Here is a 15789-nt window from a genome sequence, read left to right on the forward strand (position 1 = left end):
CCTGCGCGCAGCCTCGAATTCGCTCCGAACTCGGCCCCGAGCGAAACGCTGCCCAATCGGATCGGGGCCACGACGGTTGTTGCGAACGAAGGCCGCTGCCTACGAAGATTGCCGCGAACGAAGACTGCTGCGAAAGAAGAGAGCCCGCCACGCGATGCGCGGCGGGCTCTTGATTCACTGGCAACGGACGAACCCACTGAGGCTCGGACGTCTCCAGTCCACTCGCTCCGGAGCGCGCTCCCGAAGGTCCAGTACCCGAAGGTCCCGGCCCCGAGGGCACAGCCCCGAGGGCGCAGCGCCGAGGGCGCAGCCCCGAGGGCACAGCGCCGAAGGACGGCCTACAGGTCGTGCGGACGGAGGGTCTTGCGACCGTTGTCGACAGCGCGCTGCTCGGCACCCGCGATCAGGCCGCGAACGGCCGCGTCGAGGGCGGCGTAGAACTCGCCGGAGACGTTGATACCAGCGGCCGCCTTGGTGCGGCTCTTGCTGATGATGAAGTCAGCGGCGGAGGCCTTCGTGCGGCGGCCGGCAGCCTTCTTGGTGGAGCGCTTGGCGCCGCGGGCCGGAGCCTTGCGGGCGACTTTTTTCTTGGCTTTCTTCTTGGCCATGATCGATCTGATGATTTTCGCAGCGAGTTGCCCTCGAGGGCGATTCGGCCTGTCCCGTCGGCAAGCTCAATGAGGTTGCGTCCGGGGCGTGTCGTCCACGAGGGACGTTCACGAGGGTCGTCGGCGAGTCGGCGTCGAGGGGGGATGCTGCGAGTGGTGTCGGACGAGAGAAGTGATGAGGCTGCCCTCGAACCGTATGACGCGCCCAGAGAATGGGAGTCCGCACAGGCGATGTCAACGACGCTATTTGGCGGCTCCCCTCCGAATTCGCCCTTTCCCGCCCCGTCGTTCCGGTCGCGGTACCCGCGGCGCCCGCCCCTTTGACGATCGGCGCTGACTGCATGCCTGGTCGCCGACCAGGAGCTACCCTGTGGCGGTGAACGTCCCCCGCGTCTGGGCCGAGATCGACCTCGCGGCTCTCGAGCACAACCTGCGCGCGATCCGCGCGCGGATCGGACCCGCGGTGGAGCTGATCCTGGTGGTCAAGGCCGATGCCTATGGCCACGGCGCCGTCGCCATCGCGCGGCGAGCGGCGGCCCTGGGCGTGATCGCCTTCGGCGTGGGAACGGTCGAGGAGGCCCTCGAACTGGGCGCTGCGGGCATCCGCGGACGAATGATCGTCCTGGGGACGATCGTCGACGAGGAGGCCGAACCGGCCCTGCGGGGCGGGGTCGAGTTGGGTGTTCACTCCGCCGATCGCGTGCGAATGCTTTCGGCCCTGGCGGTGAAGCTGGGACTCACCGCACGGGTGCACCTCAACGTCGACACCGGCATGGGGCGCCTGGGCTCCGGGCCCGCGCGGGCCCTCGAGTTGCTCGAGGAGATCCACGCCAGCCCCGGCCTCGAGCTCGCCGGCAGCATGACCCACGTGGCCTCCTCGCGGGGCGCGGACGACCCCGGTACAGCGGCGCAACTGCGCTCCTTCGACCAGTACCTCGGGCCCGCGCGCGAACGCGGCCTCTTGCGCGGTTGGACCCACGTGGCCAACTCGGCCTGCATCTTCACCGGACTCGAACCGCGCTTCGACGCCGTGCGGCCCGGGATCGCCGCCCTGGGCATGCTTCCGGCGGAGATGGGCGTGATTCCCGCCGGGGGCGGCCGCCTCGAGGCCCTGCGCCCGGTGCTCTCGCTGCGCAGCCAGGTGGTGTTCTTCAAGGACGTCGAACCGGGCACGCCGATCGGCTACGGCGGCACCTGGAGGGCCACGCGGCGCTCGCGCATCGCGACCCTGCCGGTGGGCTACAACGACGGTGTGCCGTGGCGACTGGGCAACCGCGGACGGGCCCTGATCCGCGGCTGCGAGGTGCCCATCGTCGGTCGCGTCTCGATGGACTACACCACCATCGACATCACCGACGCACCCGGCGCTGACGTCGGCGACGTGGTGACCCTGATCGGACGCGACGGCGAGCGCGAGCTCTCGGCCAGTTGCCTCGCCGACGAGGCCGGCACGATCCCCTACGAGATCACCTGCTCGATCGGTCGGCGGGTGCCGCGCATGATCGTGGAGGGCGACGCGCGTCCATTCGCGGGCCGTTCGGCCAGCAGCGCGGACCAGGATCCCTCCAACGCGGATCGGAGCGGCGCGGCCGCCGAATCGACAGTTGCACCGGGGGCGACGCCGTGAGGCGAATCCTGCGCCTGCTCGAGATCGCCGTCTTCGTCGGCTGCGTCGTGTTGGTGGTTGGAACCCTGGCCCTGTTCCCGTTGGAGCGCAGCGGAGCCCTTCGCGACGCGCTCCAGGCGGAGCTCGATGCCGTGCTCGGCGAGGGCGCCCACATCGGCTCGGTGCGCTTCCACTGGAGCGATCCCGGCCTGCGGCTGCGCGATCTGACCATCGCCAGCATCCCGGACGAGAACGGCGGCGAGACGATCGAGTTGATCCGCCTGGACGAGGTGCGCGTGCAGCTCGGACTCTTCCCCCCGCGGGTGCGGCGCGTGGCCGTGCTCGGCGGCGTCGTTGCGGCGGGGCCGGCCCTGGGCCAACGGGCCTTGGCCCTCGACGCGAGCATCGGCCGGAATGAGGCCGACGAGGATCCCGGAGCCGAGCGCGCCGCCTGGTTCGCCGAGGATCTGCCGCAGATCCTGGTGCGCGACCTCGAGGTCCTGGTGGCCCTCGACCCGTCCGCGCCGGCCCGCCCCCTGGGCCGCGTCGAGCTGCGCGTCGAACCGACGGCCGGTGGCACGCCGAGCGTCGAGGGCAGCATCACGCCTCGCTTGGGACCTCCGGATTCGCCCGGCGCACCGGTGCGTTTCGTCGGGGGCGTCGACGACAGGGGCGAACTCGTCATCTCGACCGCGGCCACAGCCGTGCCGATCGCGACCGCTGCACTCCCGGACCAACTGCGCGCCGGAGCCGAAGCCCTGGGCGCATGGATCGCCGCGGTGGACCTCGAGGGCAGCGCCCACTTCGAACCGGGGGCCCTGATCCCCGCCCGCACCGAGCTGCGCGCGCGCGCCTCGGGGCTGCGCGGCGAGGCCGTCGACTCCGGCCACCTGCCCGAGGGCGCGCAGGTCGATCTGCAAGCTCGGTTGTTGGCGCCGTCCGACGGCGAGTTGCTCTGGGCTCGGGACCTGGGCTGCCTGAGCGAGCTGCGCTGCGAGTGGCGCGGAGCGCAGATCCTGGTCCGCGGCGCCCTGGGCGCCGATGCCCCCCCGGGCATTGCCGCGATGCTCCAACTCGACGCCGACCAACTTCCGATCGGACGCGGCGCCCAGACCCAGGCCCTCAGCTACCTGGAGTCGGCACCCTACGTGGCGGAGGAGATCGAGCGGGTCTTCGCAGCCCTCGACCCCCGCGGCACCCTCGACCTGCGCGCGGCAATGATCCTCGACCGGCGCAACGATCCGGATCTGCCGGTCGAGCCGCGCGTCGTGCTCGTGGCCGATCCCGCCGGCGACGCGCAGCTCGCCTACCGCGGCTTCGAGGACCAGATGGGCGCGCGCCACGGCTTCCCGATCCGCGCCAGCGAGATCCACGGCCGGGCGATCCACCTGCACGATCCGCTGCGCTCGCCCAACGACGTGACGGCTCTGATCGGGCTCCGAGCCAACCATCCCAGCGGCACGGTGACCGCCGACCTCGGCATCGTCGGGTCGACGCCCGACACGGGGCCTTGGCCTCGGGTTCTGTTGGACCTGCGCGTGCCGCGGATCGACGTGCCGACCGACATGGTCAGGGGCGTCGAAGGGCTGGGGCTCGAGTTCGACCTGACCGAGGTCTTCGCTCCCCGCGCCGGCACCGCCATCGGGCGCTTGCAGTTGGACCAGCCCCACGAGCGGGTGCCGCCGGTGATGGCCATCGACCTGGAGGTCCAGGGCGCCGCCGCCACCTGGGACGTCTTCCCCGCTCCCCTGGACCAGGTCGACGGCAGCCTGCACCTGCGTTGGAGCGGCGAGACCGTGGTCGCCCAGGGGACCGAGGAGGACGAGCGGCCCTTGAGTCGCCGAGCCTTCGGCCTGGGCTTCGCCTTCGAGGCGCGCGCCGCCGATGGCTCGTCGATCGACATCGCCGGCGCACTGCGGGATCCCGAGCTGGCCCAGCTCGAGTCGCCCCTGCGCTACCCGCCGGGTCAGTTCGCCATGCTGCGGACTGCCGCGGTCAGCCTGCGCGGTGTGATGGCGGGCGGACCGGTGGTCGACGTCGCGCGTCAGAAGTTCCCGGAGCTGGCCGAACTCCTGGACCAGGTCGTCGCCGAGGGCGCCGCGACGGTGCACCTGAGTCATGGGATCGTCGATCGGTCCGGACCTGCGCGGACCTCGATCGAGGTCCTGCCCGACGGGCTGCGCGCGGCTCCACAGGGACTGCTGATCGACGAGCTCGAGGGTTGGGTCCGGGTCGTGGCCGAGAATCCACCGCCCGCCGCCGTGGCCGTCGCCAGCGGCGATTCGATCGAGGGCGAGACGGCGGCCGCGGACGCGGCGCCGCGTCCCATGGTCTACGCCGGCTTGGACGCGCAGCTGATCGCTGTGGGACCTGCGGCCGAAGCCCTGGCGAGTGCGGTGCCGATCGCACTGGACCTGCGCCCCGCCGCGGCGGGCCTGCACGCCGCGGGCCTGGAGCTCGACGATCGCACTCTGTTGGATCAACTCGCGCGGTCGGGCGGCGCCGCTGTGGCCGAAGCGCTCCTCGCCGCGCGGGCCCGAGGTCCCGTCGACGTCAACGCCGCCGTGCGCTTGGGCGTCGAGGGCGAGACCTTCGGCGACCCCCGCGCGGCCCTGCACCTGCGCGACGACCGCTTCACGATCGGCGGCCTCGAGGCCAAGACCCTGCGCGGGACCCTGCGCACGGACGGCTCGCGGGTCGACGCACCGTGGATCCGGGGCGAGGTCGGCGGCGTCGCGATCGAGCTGCGCGACGGCCTGGCCGGAACCGCGGCCGACCTCGTGCGCAGTGACCCGGGCGCGGCGGAGCTGTTGCGCTACGCGGACCCCGAGGGCCTGGCCGAGTACGCCTTCGGCGGCAACCTCAGCTTCGACGACGCCGAGCTGTCGCCGCGCATCCTGGCCGACTACGGGTGGGGCGAGCCCGTCACCGACCCGGTCCTGCGCGCTCCCTGGGAGCGGTCGATCGCCCCTCCCGCGTGGCAGCTGCGACTGGACGCCGAACGCGCCCGGTTCGTCGCGGCCCTGCCCCGGGACCGCGAACCGTCGGTGGCCGTCGCCGGTCGCTTCGTGCCCCACGACGTGCGCGTGGGCGTCGGGCTGCCCCTCACGATCTCGAGCGCCGAGCTGGTCGTGCCCCACGCGGTGATCGAAGGCGGGCGCATGCGCGCCCTGGCCGAACTCAGCGAGGCCTACGGCCGCCTGGGAAGCTGGTCCCTGGCAGGGCTCTCATCGACCGTCAGCTACGTGGAGGGGCGCCTGACCCTCGACGGCTTGCAGGGTGGCTTCGCCGGCGGCCTCGTGGGCTCTCCCGACGCCCTCGCGCCCGAGGCCCTGCCCGGCGGTCGGGCCTTCTCGATCGAGCTCGGCGAACCCCACCGCTTCGACCTGGCCCTGGGCTTCACCGAGCTCGACGTGCGTCAACTGCTCGAGAGCGCCCTCGCCGGCGGTGGTGCGGACCGCGGCAAGCTGCGCGGCTACCTGCGCCTGACCGGCGACCCGGGCGACCCCATGGGCCTGGAGGGCAACGGCTTCGTCGCCCTCGAGGACGCGCGCCTGTGGTCGATCCCCGTGGTCCGGGAGGTCTTCTCGCAGCTCGGCTTCGAGAACACCGGGACCTTCGACTGGATGCGCACGCGCCTGGCCCTGCGCGACGGGGAGCTGCGGATGACCGACGCCGTGGCCCACAGCCCGCTGCTCAAGTTGGTCGGCGAGGGCACTCTCGGCCTGGATGGTCGCCTCGAACACGAATTCGACATCAACTACAGCCTGTTCGACGGCCTGGGGGTGATCGCGCGGGTCTTCTATTGGTTCCAAAGCCGCGTGGTGCGCCTGAAGGTGCGCGGCGAGATGACCCGCCCGCGGGTGATCGTGACCAACCCGATCATCGACCTCTTCGGGCTCTCCGCCCGCCAGCCCCCGCGGCTGCCCTTCCCGTCGATGGCGGACGTCCCCGAGCGGTTCTGACGCCGTCGCCGGTCTCGGAGCGGCGGTGCGCCGGGGCAGCCCGTTAGACTGCGGCGCCCTGGCCACGCTCCCCATGCCCCACTCCGATCTCTACGCCGTGATCATGGCCGGCGGCTCCGGCACCCGCTTCTGGCCGGCCAGCCGCACCGCCCGCCCGAAACAGTTCCTGCCGATCGCGGGGGCCCGGCCGATGCTGGCCGAGACCGCGGCGCGGATGGAGGGGCTGGTGCCCTTCGAGCGGATCCTGGTGGTCACCGCCGCCGACCAGGCGCAACTGGTGCGCGACTGCCTGCCCGAACTGCCGGCCGAGAACCTGATCGCCGAGCCGGTGGCGCGCAACACCGCCGCCGCTGTGGCCCTCGGCGCGTTCGAAGTCGCCCGGCGCGATCCCCGCGCGGTGCAAGTCGTGCTGCCCGCGGACCACCACATCACGCCGGTGGCGGACTTCCGCGCGACCCTGTCGGCGGGCGCCGACGAGGTACGTGAGCACGGGGGTCTGTTGACCTTCGGCATCCAGCCCGACCACCCGGCCACCGGCTACGGCTACATCGAGGTCGGCGAGGGCCTGCGCGGCAAGGGAGCCCACCGCGTGAGCGCGGTCAGCCGCTTCTTCGAGAAGCCCGACCTCGAACGGGCGCGGGAGTTCCTGGGCTCCGGTCGCTTCCTGTGGAACGCGGGCATCTTCTGCTGGCGGGTCGACACGATCCTCGAGGCCTTCGCGCGCTACATGCCGGACATGCACGCGACCCTCTCGGACGTGGCGGCCAGCGATCCGCGCATCACCGAGGTCTACCCCGGGCTCGAGTCCGCGCCGGTGGACGTGGCCATCCTCGAGCGCTCCGACCAGGTGCGCACGATGCCGATCGCCTACACCTGGAACGACGTGGGCTCCTGGGCGGCCCTTCCGGACCTCTCGGCGGCGGACTCGGACGGGAATTGGCGCCGATTGGTGGAGGGCGCGGAGCTGATCTCGGCCGACTCGACGGGCTGCCTGGCCTATGCCGAGGAGCCCGAGTTGATCGCCCTGGTGGGCTGCGAGGACCTGGTGGTGGTGCGCTCGGGCAAGACCACCCTGGTGTGCCCGCGCGAGCGGGCCCAGGACGTCAAGTTGATCGTCGAGGCCCTGCGCGCGCGGGGCTCGAAGGAGTTCCTCTGAGCGCGGCCGCCCAGGGCGCCGGCCGGCGCAGCGGCGGCGTGCTGGCCGTGGACCACGGGGCCTCGAAGACCGGCCTCGCGGCCTGCGACGCCCTGCGAATCACCACGCGGGTGCTGGAGACGGCGCGCCTGGACGGGGACGCCCCGGGCCTGGTCGAGCACGTGGCCGAGCTCGCCGACGAGCGCGACGCGGCCACGGTGTTGATTGGCCTACCGCGCCTGGCGAGCGGCGACGAGGGCGCGCGCGCGGTGCCCACGCGGGCCTTCGCCGGCCGCCTGGCCTCGCGCCTGGCCGATCGCCAGGTGCTGCTCTACGACGAGAGCCTGACCACCAAGGCCGCCGAAGAACGCATGCGCGACGACGACGTCCCGCGCGAACGGCGGCGCGAGCTGCGCGACAGCTACGCAGCGTTGGTGCTGCTCGAGGACTGGCTCGAGGGCGGCGGCGTGGGCGGCGAGCGGGTGCGCGCCGACGCGGAGGCCGAGCGATGATCGTCGACCTCGCCACGGACGATCGGCGCGAGCTGCCCGAGTACGACGTGTGCGTGATCGGCTCGGGCCCGGCGGGCGGGACCGTCGCCTCCGAGCTGGCGGACTCCGGCCTGCGCGTGTGCGTGGTCGAGAGCGGCCGCAGGAAGAACACGCGCTACGCCGACGAGCTCAAGCGCGTGGTCAGCGACGGCCTGCCGATCAAGGACTACAGCCGCGAGCGCGTGCTCGGCGGCGCGTCGACCACCTGGGCGGGTCTCTCCGCGCCTCTCGATCCGATCGACATGCAGCGCCGCGAGTGGCTCCGCCTGGCGGGCTGGCCGATCGAGCGGGAGCAGCTCGAGCCGTACTGGGAGGCCGCCGCCGCGCGCTTCGCCTTCCCCACCGCCGAGTTCTTCGGACCGTCGGGCTTCGGACGCTTCCGCGCCGAGAGCGAGGTCCGCGCCCGGTGGGACCAGCTCGAAGAGAAGGTCTTCCTGGCCCTCGACCCACCCCAGCGTTTCGGCAAGTTGCTGCGCTCGATCTACGAGAGCGAGCGGGTCGACCTGTACCTGGACGCCAGCGTCTCGCGCCTGGCCGCCGGCGGCGACGGCCCGCGGGTGACCCACGCGGAGCTGCGCCCCTCCGACGGCCGCACCCTCCTTCTGCGCGCGAAGCGCTTCGTGGTGGCCTGCGGCGGGATCGAGAACGCGCGGCTGCTGCTGCTCTCGACGGACCTGCACCCGGCGGGCCTGGGCAACGACCGAGATCAGGTCGGGCGCTGCCTGATGAACCATCCGAAGAACTACCACGGCATGCTGCACCTGCGCGCGCCGGTGAAGCGCGCCGCGTACTTCTTCGGCTGCCTGTTCGAGGGCTTCGCCGGCTACGCGGGCCTGCGCCTGACCGAAGACGAGCAGCGCCGGCGCGGCCTGCTCAACAGCTACGTGCGCTTCGAGCCCATGTTCCCCTGGTCGGGCAACGACGGGGTCGAGTCGGCGGTGCTCCTCGCCAAGCGCAGCGCGGGCCTGCTGCAGGCCTGGAAGCGGCGCCAGAAGGGTCCCGTCGAGCTGCGCGACTACTCGGAGACGGGCGACGACTCCGACCTGCAGAACGCGCGCAAGGGCCTGGCTGGCTGGGCCGGCGTCGGTTGGAACGTGGTGCGCCACTCCCCCAGCGTGGCCAACTACACCTTCCACCGCCTGAGCAAGGCCGCCCCCGCCATCCGCCGCGTGCGGCTGCGGAACTTCATGGAGATGGAGCCCGATCCCCAGAACCGCGTGACCCTCGCCGAGGAGCGCGACGCGGCCGGCAACCCGATCCCGCGCGTGGCCCACCGCTGCACGGAGCTGGACCAGCGCTCGCTGGTGGAGCTGCACCGAGTCCTGGCCGACGAGCTCGAGCGCAGCGGCGTCGGCCACCTCGAGACGACCCTCGCCGACGAGACCGAGTGGCCCATCACCCAGGACGCCTCGCACCACATCGGCACCACGCGCATGGGCACGGACCCCTCGAGCTCCGTGGTCGACGCGAACCAGCGCGTGCACGGCGTCGACAACGTCTACCTGGCCGGCGCCTCGGTCTTCCCCACCAGCGGCTGCGCCAACCCGACCTTCACCATCGTGGCCCTGTCGATCCGCCTGGCCGAGCACCTGCGCTCGAGCCTCGCAAGCCCCCGGGAGGTGGCACGCCCGTGACCCGCAGCCGCATCGCGATCGTCGGCGCCGGACAGCGGGTGGTACAGACCGCCCTGCCGGTGCTGCGTACCCTGACCGCCGAGTTCGAACTCGCGGGCATCTTCTCGCGCACGCCGCGCACCCTCGAAGCCGCCGGCGCCAGGCACGAGGTCGAGCCCCTCGAGAAGCTCGACGCGGCGCGGGTGCGCGAGCTCGACGCCCTCTACGTCGTCGTCGCCAAGTCGGCCGTGCCCGACGTGATCGAGCGCCTGGCCGGGCTCGAGCCGCGCAACGTCGACCTGTTGATCGAGACGCCGGTGATGCTGCCCAAGCACCTGCACCGCGCCGGGGCCCTGGGCGCCTTCCGCACCGCGTCGGTGACCGAGGACTGCCTGACCCTGCCCTTCGTCGAGGCCATCGGAGACTGCGTCCGCACGGGCGCCATCGGCGAGCTGCGCTCGGCGGTGCTGTCCCACGCCGCCTACGCCTACCACGGCATCGCGACCTTCAAAGCCCTGCTCGGCGCCCGCCACGTGGTCTCCGCCCGCCGCCGCCACCTGGGCGGCCCCTTCCACCTGCGCGAGTACAGCTTCGACCGCGGCCTGCGCGGCGTCGCCATCGATCCCCGCGACTACTCCGCCGGCCGCGTGATGGTCGTCGGCAGCCGCGGCAGCATCGCCGATCACGCGCACCGTGAGGACGGCCACATCGAGCTCGAGACCCTGCGCGAGGGCTCGCGCTGCGCCGGCTTCAAGGTCGGCGACGCGGTGCGCCGCCTGAACGACGCCGAGCAGGACTTGATGGGCGAACCGCGCCCCGGTGACGGCGTGTGGGTCTGGATGGACGGCTGCAAGCGCGTCGGCTTCCGACAGCTCCTGCTGGGCCTGTGCCGCAGCGTGCCGGCGTATCCGGTGCAGAACGCCCTCGAAGACGCCCTGGTGGACTACCACCTGGAGAAGTTCGGCGGCTACGTCCGCAACCCCCTGACCTCCGCCGGCGGCCTGGTCGTCGGCACGATCCTGCGCAGCGTCCGGCCCCGCCCCCGCGAATGGCCGGGGCCGGTGGGCGGCGGGCGGTGAGGCGGAACGCCAGAGGACGGCAGCAGTCCTTCGCCGGTTCGCAACCGCTACCCTCCCCGGCTTCCAGCTACGCCCCCCTCGGGCCGAGAACCCGACCAGGATGACCCTTGGGGTCGACCCTGGAGTGGCCCGCGTTCGCGCCCCCGTGACTCTCCACGGGGCCGAGCGACTCGCCTGCCGGCTCCTCGGAGCAGGGACCTAACTTGGGGCGGGGTGGCGGCGCGAACGAAGGCAACCGGTTCAGACTCCACTCAGAGCGACTGGTTCGATGGCAACGAGCCACTGGACGGGCCAACAGAGCAAGCCGCTCGCCTATCGCCACTCCACCGCGTCGACTCCTGCGCCAATGGAACTCCCCTTGAGCGCATCGACGGGAGCGACTCACTCTCTCCCCGAGTCATGACGAGGCCGTCACGAACCGAAGGTGCCTTCCAGTTGAAGCCGAGTCTCAGGCCGCCCAGTGGAACTGTCGAGGAGCACGACCACTTGAACCACCGTCCCAGCAGCCACGGACGAGTAGGGAGCGATCGTAAAGGTGCTGCCAGAGACCGCGATGGACGATGAGACTGGGGTTCCGTCCGTGGTCTGCAACTCGACGTCGACCAGATTTCGCGCCCCACCATTGGGGAACGAGAGTTCGCCGTCGATCTGCACGAGATCCCGGCTGCTGTCGTCGTTCCTGACGAACGCAACCCCGCCTGCATGGTCCATGAACGCGATCGCGGTCCGCTGAAGGTCTCGGCTCTCCTCGAGTTCGAAGAGAGGAAAGACATTGACCTCGACGCTACCGCTGTTGATCGATTCAGACCGGGACGGCGTCGCGTAGATCTCGATATTCTTGCCGGAACCATCCGGGGCGATGTCGTCGATCTCGAGCTCCATCGATTCGTCGGGACCTACACTCTCGCCGAAGCTGACATTGAAGGAGCTGCTCCCCGACGAGGCCCCCGACGACGTCCCGTCGACTGTTACACCCCCGGCTGTCGCATTGGTCACGTCGATCGTGACGTCGGTCATCGAGGCCCCAGCGGGCAGCTTGTTGTAGAGCGTTCCCGCAGCGTCTGGCCCCGACCCCGTGACACCGCCGGGGGTCAGTGTGTCGACTTTGTCGCTGCCACCATCGAGATTCTTGGTCCCGAGCGGGATCGTTCCGAAGATGCCTCGACTCTCGGCCAGTGCCAATGCGGCGCAGCCAACGACTGCGAGCGATGCCCAGGCGGCCCGGTACTTTCCGTTCTTCATGCTTCGTCTGTTCCTCGCGTCCTTATCACCGACATCAAATTGATTCTGCCGAGTCCGGCGGCAAGACCGTCGCCCAGCGTAGTCGCAGAAACGGATCTGTCGGATCGATCGGCGGAACTTAACTGAAAACCTGTAGCCCAGCCCCCCCCCCCCCCCGTCGCCCCAAACCATTGCCGGATAACCCGTTAGCCAGGACCACCCAATTGTCTTCCAGATGGCGCGTCGGTCGCGCTCGCACAGGAGAGAGGACACTCGGATCTTCGGGCGGGTCAATCGCGTCGATGAGCGGATTGTGAGCGATCCGGCCGTTCAGAGCGCGTCAAGCGTGGGGCTGGAGACACCGCGCGAACCTGAACGGGCCGCCGATGATGCAGGGGCTGAGGCAACAATCAGCAGTCCGACGCCTTCGGGGTCAGCGTGATCACATCGACCTGAGCCCCACGCATCACGGCGAGTGCCAGACGAGAGTCTCCGAATCGCCCGGCTGAGACCATCCGCACATGCCCAGCGGACTGCACGAGCCGCGCCACGATCTCGGGTGGGGTTCCACTCGGCAAGTCCAGAGGCTCTGTGGGGCCCAACTCGAGGCGCGCCATCAGCGCACCCTTGTCATCGACAACGACCTGCTCGCCCGACTCGAGCCCGACGACGGCGAGTGGACCCAGAGGAGTGTCCTCCAGAAGCGTTAGCCGCGAGACTCGCTCGGGAAGGTCGACACACCACCGCTCTTCCCCGGTCGAGGTCAGGCGGACCAAGACAAAGCTCTTGCCCTCTGAGGTGCCCGCCACCACGAGTGCCGCTCGTCCATCGACGTCAGGATAGAGAAGGACATCGGCGGCATACATCCGGTCTTCTAGCCAGCGTTCTGCCAGAGCCGTGTCCGGAGGGAATGTGCGATGGACATGCAGTCGTCCGAAGCACTCGACGAGCAGCCCCGGAAGCCGCTCATGCGTGTGAATGCCATAGCGCCCCCATAGCTGATCCGATCGCCAACGCTCTCGTCCCTCGAGGTCGACGCAGACGATGCCGCGGGCACTTTCGGGCGAAAGGGCAACTCCGCCGAGGAGAACTCCGCCCTCCCCTTCCGGAGTGCGGCACCGCATCGGAGGCAAGAAGGTGTGGTTGCCGTTGTCAAGCGCCCAACGGACAGCTCCTCCGGCGTCGATGCACGCGAGCCGATTCGGACCGCTGTGTTGCAGCCCGAGTCCGACCAAGAGCAGGAAGCGACCATCCTCGGCTGGGATCGACCAAGCGTTCTGAGCCAGGCCCGTGGACCTCGTCCGATCGCCGAACTCGACCGGATCGGGCAAGGGCACGGAATCGAGCAGGACACCGTCGTGGTCCCGCAGCTCCACCTTGCTCCCGAGACCAAGCAGCAGACCCACTCGGCCATCGAACCAGCGCCCGAATGAGGCGAATGTGGGCTGCGGAGCGAGGGGCCCAATCGGTGAGAGGAATCTCGGTGTCAGCACCCGTGCGCTTCCAAACTCCAGCATCTCCGATCGATCCGCCGTCGGCCGAAGCGGGTCTGGCCGCGCGATGCACGGTTCGCCGGTCAGCTTCGAAAGGGCGTCGGCTGCAGCCCTGCGAAGCGACCCACGATCGCTCGTCAACAGCTCGCGCGCCGGTCCCACCGCGTCCTGTATTCCGGCGTCGGCGGCGAACTGAAGCGCCCTTTCTTGGGCGAACCAGCCTCCCCCTCCGAACTGCGACATGACGAACCGAGGCCAGCGGGGGTCGTCCGCGATCGCGCGCTCGACGACCGACCGCGGATTCTCGAGATCGGCTACCAGGTCACCGAGAGCGGGCGTGAACGCCAGTGTCACGAAGAAGTCGCGACTCCGAATGCTCCCGTACCCTTCGAGGACATCCAAGATGACCTTGGCGGCGTCCGCCGCGCCGGTCTCGAAGAGCGCCGCCTGGAACTGGATCGTGTTCGATCGGGCCTCAGGACGCAGCATTAGCGCTTGAATCGCCGGGAGCGCCAGCTCCCCCCAAGCTCTCAACTGCTGGCGAGATGCCTCAGCCCTGGGGCCGAGGCCGACGCAGGACTCGACCGCACGGGCGACTTCCTCGAGTCCGGCTTTCCCCTGTTCGTGATCCATGTAAGTCCTCAAAGCAGCAGTCACAACACCGGTTTGTCGCCCACTGATCGCGGCCGCGACGATCCATTCCCTCGCTGTTGGTCTCTACCCCGCCAGCTGTCAGTCATCGACCCCCTTTGGCCTTCACTGTCGGGATCGAGGCTAACGGGTGCCGACTGGGCGAGGGACGCCGTCCACTCGAGAATCTCGAGTCGCCGCATCCGACGGCTCGCCTATCCCGACGACGGCGCCGGCGCCCCGCACTCGCGCCCGAACTTCCGCCCGCAGCGCAGCCGGCAGAGCTTGCAGGAGGCCGAGAGGACCTCGATGCTCGCAGCGGACCGCCGCATCGAGCACGGGTGGACGGAGGTCCTGCGACGCAGGGAATCGAGACTCTGGCGGGGGGTGAGGTCCAGGCGCTCGATCAGTTCGGTGTTGCTCGACCAGCGCCCAATCCTCTCGTCCTCCCGATCCCAGGGTCGGTGTGGTGAGGTCGGCCCGCCTGAGCGGAATCGGGGGTGCGCGAGTGCACCCGTCCCCGGAGCGCGAGACTGGATTAGATTCCCACGGCTTCCGATCTGCCGATCTGAACCGCGCGCCAGATGCAACTTCAGACACGTCAACTCATCGCGGCGATAGCCGTCGTCGTCCTGGCATCAGGGGTCTACTGGACCCAGGTACGGAGCGGCGGCTCGGGTAAGGGGATCGGGTCGGTTGGCAAGGTAGCGATGGAGACGCCCCCCGAGGGGGGAGTGCTCATCCCTGAGACCGCACCGTTGTCGTCGGGAAGGTCGAGAGAGACCGGATCGGTCGGGGGAGCGAGTCGGCGGCAAGAGTCCCTTCCAGCGGTACGAACCGAGGTAGCGGTGAGCTTCGACTTCACCCCCGAGGATGGGCTCCTGCGGCCCGAGCTACCGCCGACCGCACAATCCATGGGGTCGAGGACCACCTCGGCGCGGGTGCAGCCTGCGGCCGCACGGTCCGACCTCGCGGTCGCGCGACCGTCGATCGCCGGAGAACGGGCGCTGGCGCGGTCTTGAGCTCCGGCCCTTGACGCTGGGCCTCGAGGGCCTGGATCTACTCTTGATCCCACCGCACCGGGCCCTTCCGAACGGGCTCATCGTCGAACTCTCGGGCGCCCAGGCACCCGATTGGATCGTCCGCGTCGGAGAGTAGTTAGGCTCTGGGGCCGGCTGCGACCGATGCTCGGTCCCCGGAAACCACCCATGAAGCACGCCTGCCTGCTCCCCCTCCTCCTGCTCGCCACGCTCACCTCGACCGGCTGCCTGTTCGGCGGTCGTCACGTGAAGCTCGAATACCCCGCGATGGCCGCCGTGGAGCCCGCCGAGGGCGTCACCGCCGGCCCGAAGATCACGATCAAGTCCTTCGTCGATGCGCGCAGCCGCAAGGTGATCGGCGAGGTGCGCGGGCCGGACTCGATGCCCACGGACAAGGTCAAGTCGGACGGTTCGGTGATCAAGTGGGTGCGGGCGGGGCTCGAGGCGGAGCTGGCCAAGGCCGGGCTCACGCCGGTCGCCAAGCCGGGGCCGGGCACGCCGGTGCTGCAGGGCAAGCTGATCTCGGCCTACTGCAACGCCCTGGCGAGCTACGACGCGGAGGTCTCCTTCCTGGCGAGCCTGGAGCGCAACGGGGTGCGGATCTTCGATCGGCTCTACACGGGTTCGGCCAGCATTCCGCTGGACTTCGGTGCGACCGAGGATCCCTACGCGGAGGCCCTCAACGCGGCCCTGGGCGACGCTCTCTCCAAGCTGATCGTCGACCTGCCCCGCTAGCCGACGGCGGACTGACGGCCGCCGGGCGCGATCGATCGGATCCCCCGCGATCTGGCGGGCGGGCTAGGATCCCTCGGGGAGGTGGAACGAGGGGCGGACGCGGTTCGTCCTAG

General features: G+C 70.4%; 10 protein-coding genes. 7 read left to right on the plus strand and 3 right to left on the minus strand.

Annotated elements, in window-relative coordinates:
* Window positions 1-338: 338 nt before the first annotated feature.
* A complete protein-coding gene (locus tag Pla133_RS26460) occupies window positions 339-608 on the minus strand; it encodes a hypothetical protein (protein ID WP_419191671.1) in 270 nt (89 codons plus the stop codon).
* 376 nt (window positions 609-984) lie between these two features.
* Between Pla133_RS26460 and alr the strand changes: the two genes are divergently transcribed.
* The 6 genes from alr (at window position 985) to Pla133_RS17575 (ending at window position 10557) form a co-directional block, all read left to right on the plus strand.
* Window positions 985-2235 (plus strand): alanine racemase, encoded by a 1251-nt coding sequence (gene alr / locus Pla133_RS17550; protein WP_419191672.1) that lies wholly within the window; start codon window positions 985-987, stop codon window positions 2233-2235.
* Entirely contained in the window at window positions 2232-6179 is a 3948-nt protein-coding gene (locus Pla133_RS17555) for an AsmA-like C-terminal region-containing protein (RefSeq protein WP_145067606.1), read from the plus strand. The genes alr and Pla133_RS17555 overlap by 4 nt, the downstream gene beginning before the upstream one ends.
* A 73-nt stretch (window positions 6180-6252) precedes the next feature.
* Window positions 6253-7335 (plus strand): mannose-1-phosphate guanylyltransferase, encoded by a 1083-nt coding sequence (locus Pla133_RS17560; RefSeq protein WP_145067608.1) that lies wholly within the window; start codon window positions 6253-6255, stop codon window positions 7333-7335.
* Between the two features lie 47 nt (window positions 7336-7382).
* Window positions 7383-7826 carry a Holliday junction resolvase RuvX gene (gene ruvX / locus Pla133_RS26465; RefSeq protein WP_419195399.1) on the plus strand — a complete coding sequence of 148 codons (444 nt, stop codon included), beginning with the start codon at window positions 7383-7385 and terminating at the stop codon, window positions 7824-7826.
* Window positions 7823-9499 (plus strand): FAD-dependent oxidoreductase, encoded by a 1677-nt coding sequence (locus tag Pla133_RS17570; RefSeq protein ID WP_145067612.1) that lies wholly within the window; start codon window positions 7823-7825, stop codon window positions 9497-9499. The genes ruvX and Pla133_RS17570 overlap by 4 nt, the downstream gene beginning before the upstream one ends.
* Entirely contained in the window at window positions 9496-10557 is a 1062-nt protein-coding gene (locus tag Pla133_RS17575; RefSeq protein ID WP_145067614.1) for a Gfo/Idh/MocA family oxidoreductase, read from the plus strand. The genes Pla133_RS17570 and Pla133_RS17575 overlap by 4 nt, the downstream gene beginning before the upstream one ends.
* A 411-nt stretch (window positions 10558-10968) precedes the next feature.
* On the opposite strand, the gene Pla133_RS17580 is transcribed toward Pla133_RS17575, so the two are convergent.
* Window positions 10969-11799 (minus strand): hypothetical protein, encoded by an 831-nt coding sequence (locus tag Pla133_RS17580; protein WP_145067615.1) that lies wholly within the window; start codon window positions 11797-11799, stop codon window positions 10969-10971.
* Between the two features lie 389 nt (window positions 11800-12188).
* Window positions 12189-13904 (minus strand): hypothetical protein, encoded by a 1716-nt coding sequence (locus Pla133_RS17585; protein ID WP_145067617.1) that lies wholly within the window; start codon window positions 13902-13904, stop codon window positions 12189-12191.
* Window positions 13905-15109: 1205 nt separating this feature from the next.
* Here Pla133_RS17585 and Pla133_RS17590 point away from each other — a divergent pair.
* The gene (locus Pla133_RS17590; protein ID WP_145067620.1) at window positions 15110-15676 is read left to right on the plus strand and encodes a hypothetical protein; all 567 of its coding nucleotides are present in this window, start codon (window positions 15110-15112) and stop codon (window positions 15674-15676) included.
* The last annotated feature ends 113 nt before the right edge of the window (window positions 15677-15789 follow it).

This window comes from Engelhardtia mirabilis (assembly GCF_007748095.1).
Classification (GTDB): Bacteria; Planctomycetota; UBA1135; order UBA1135.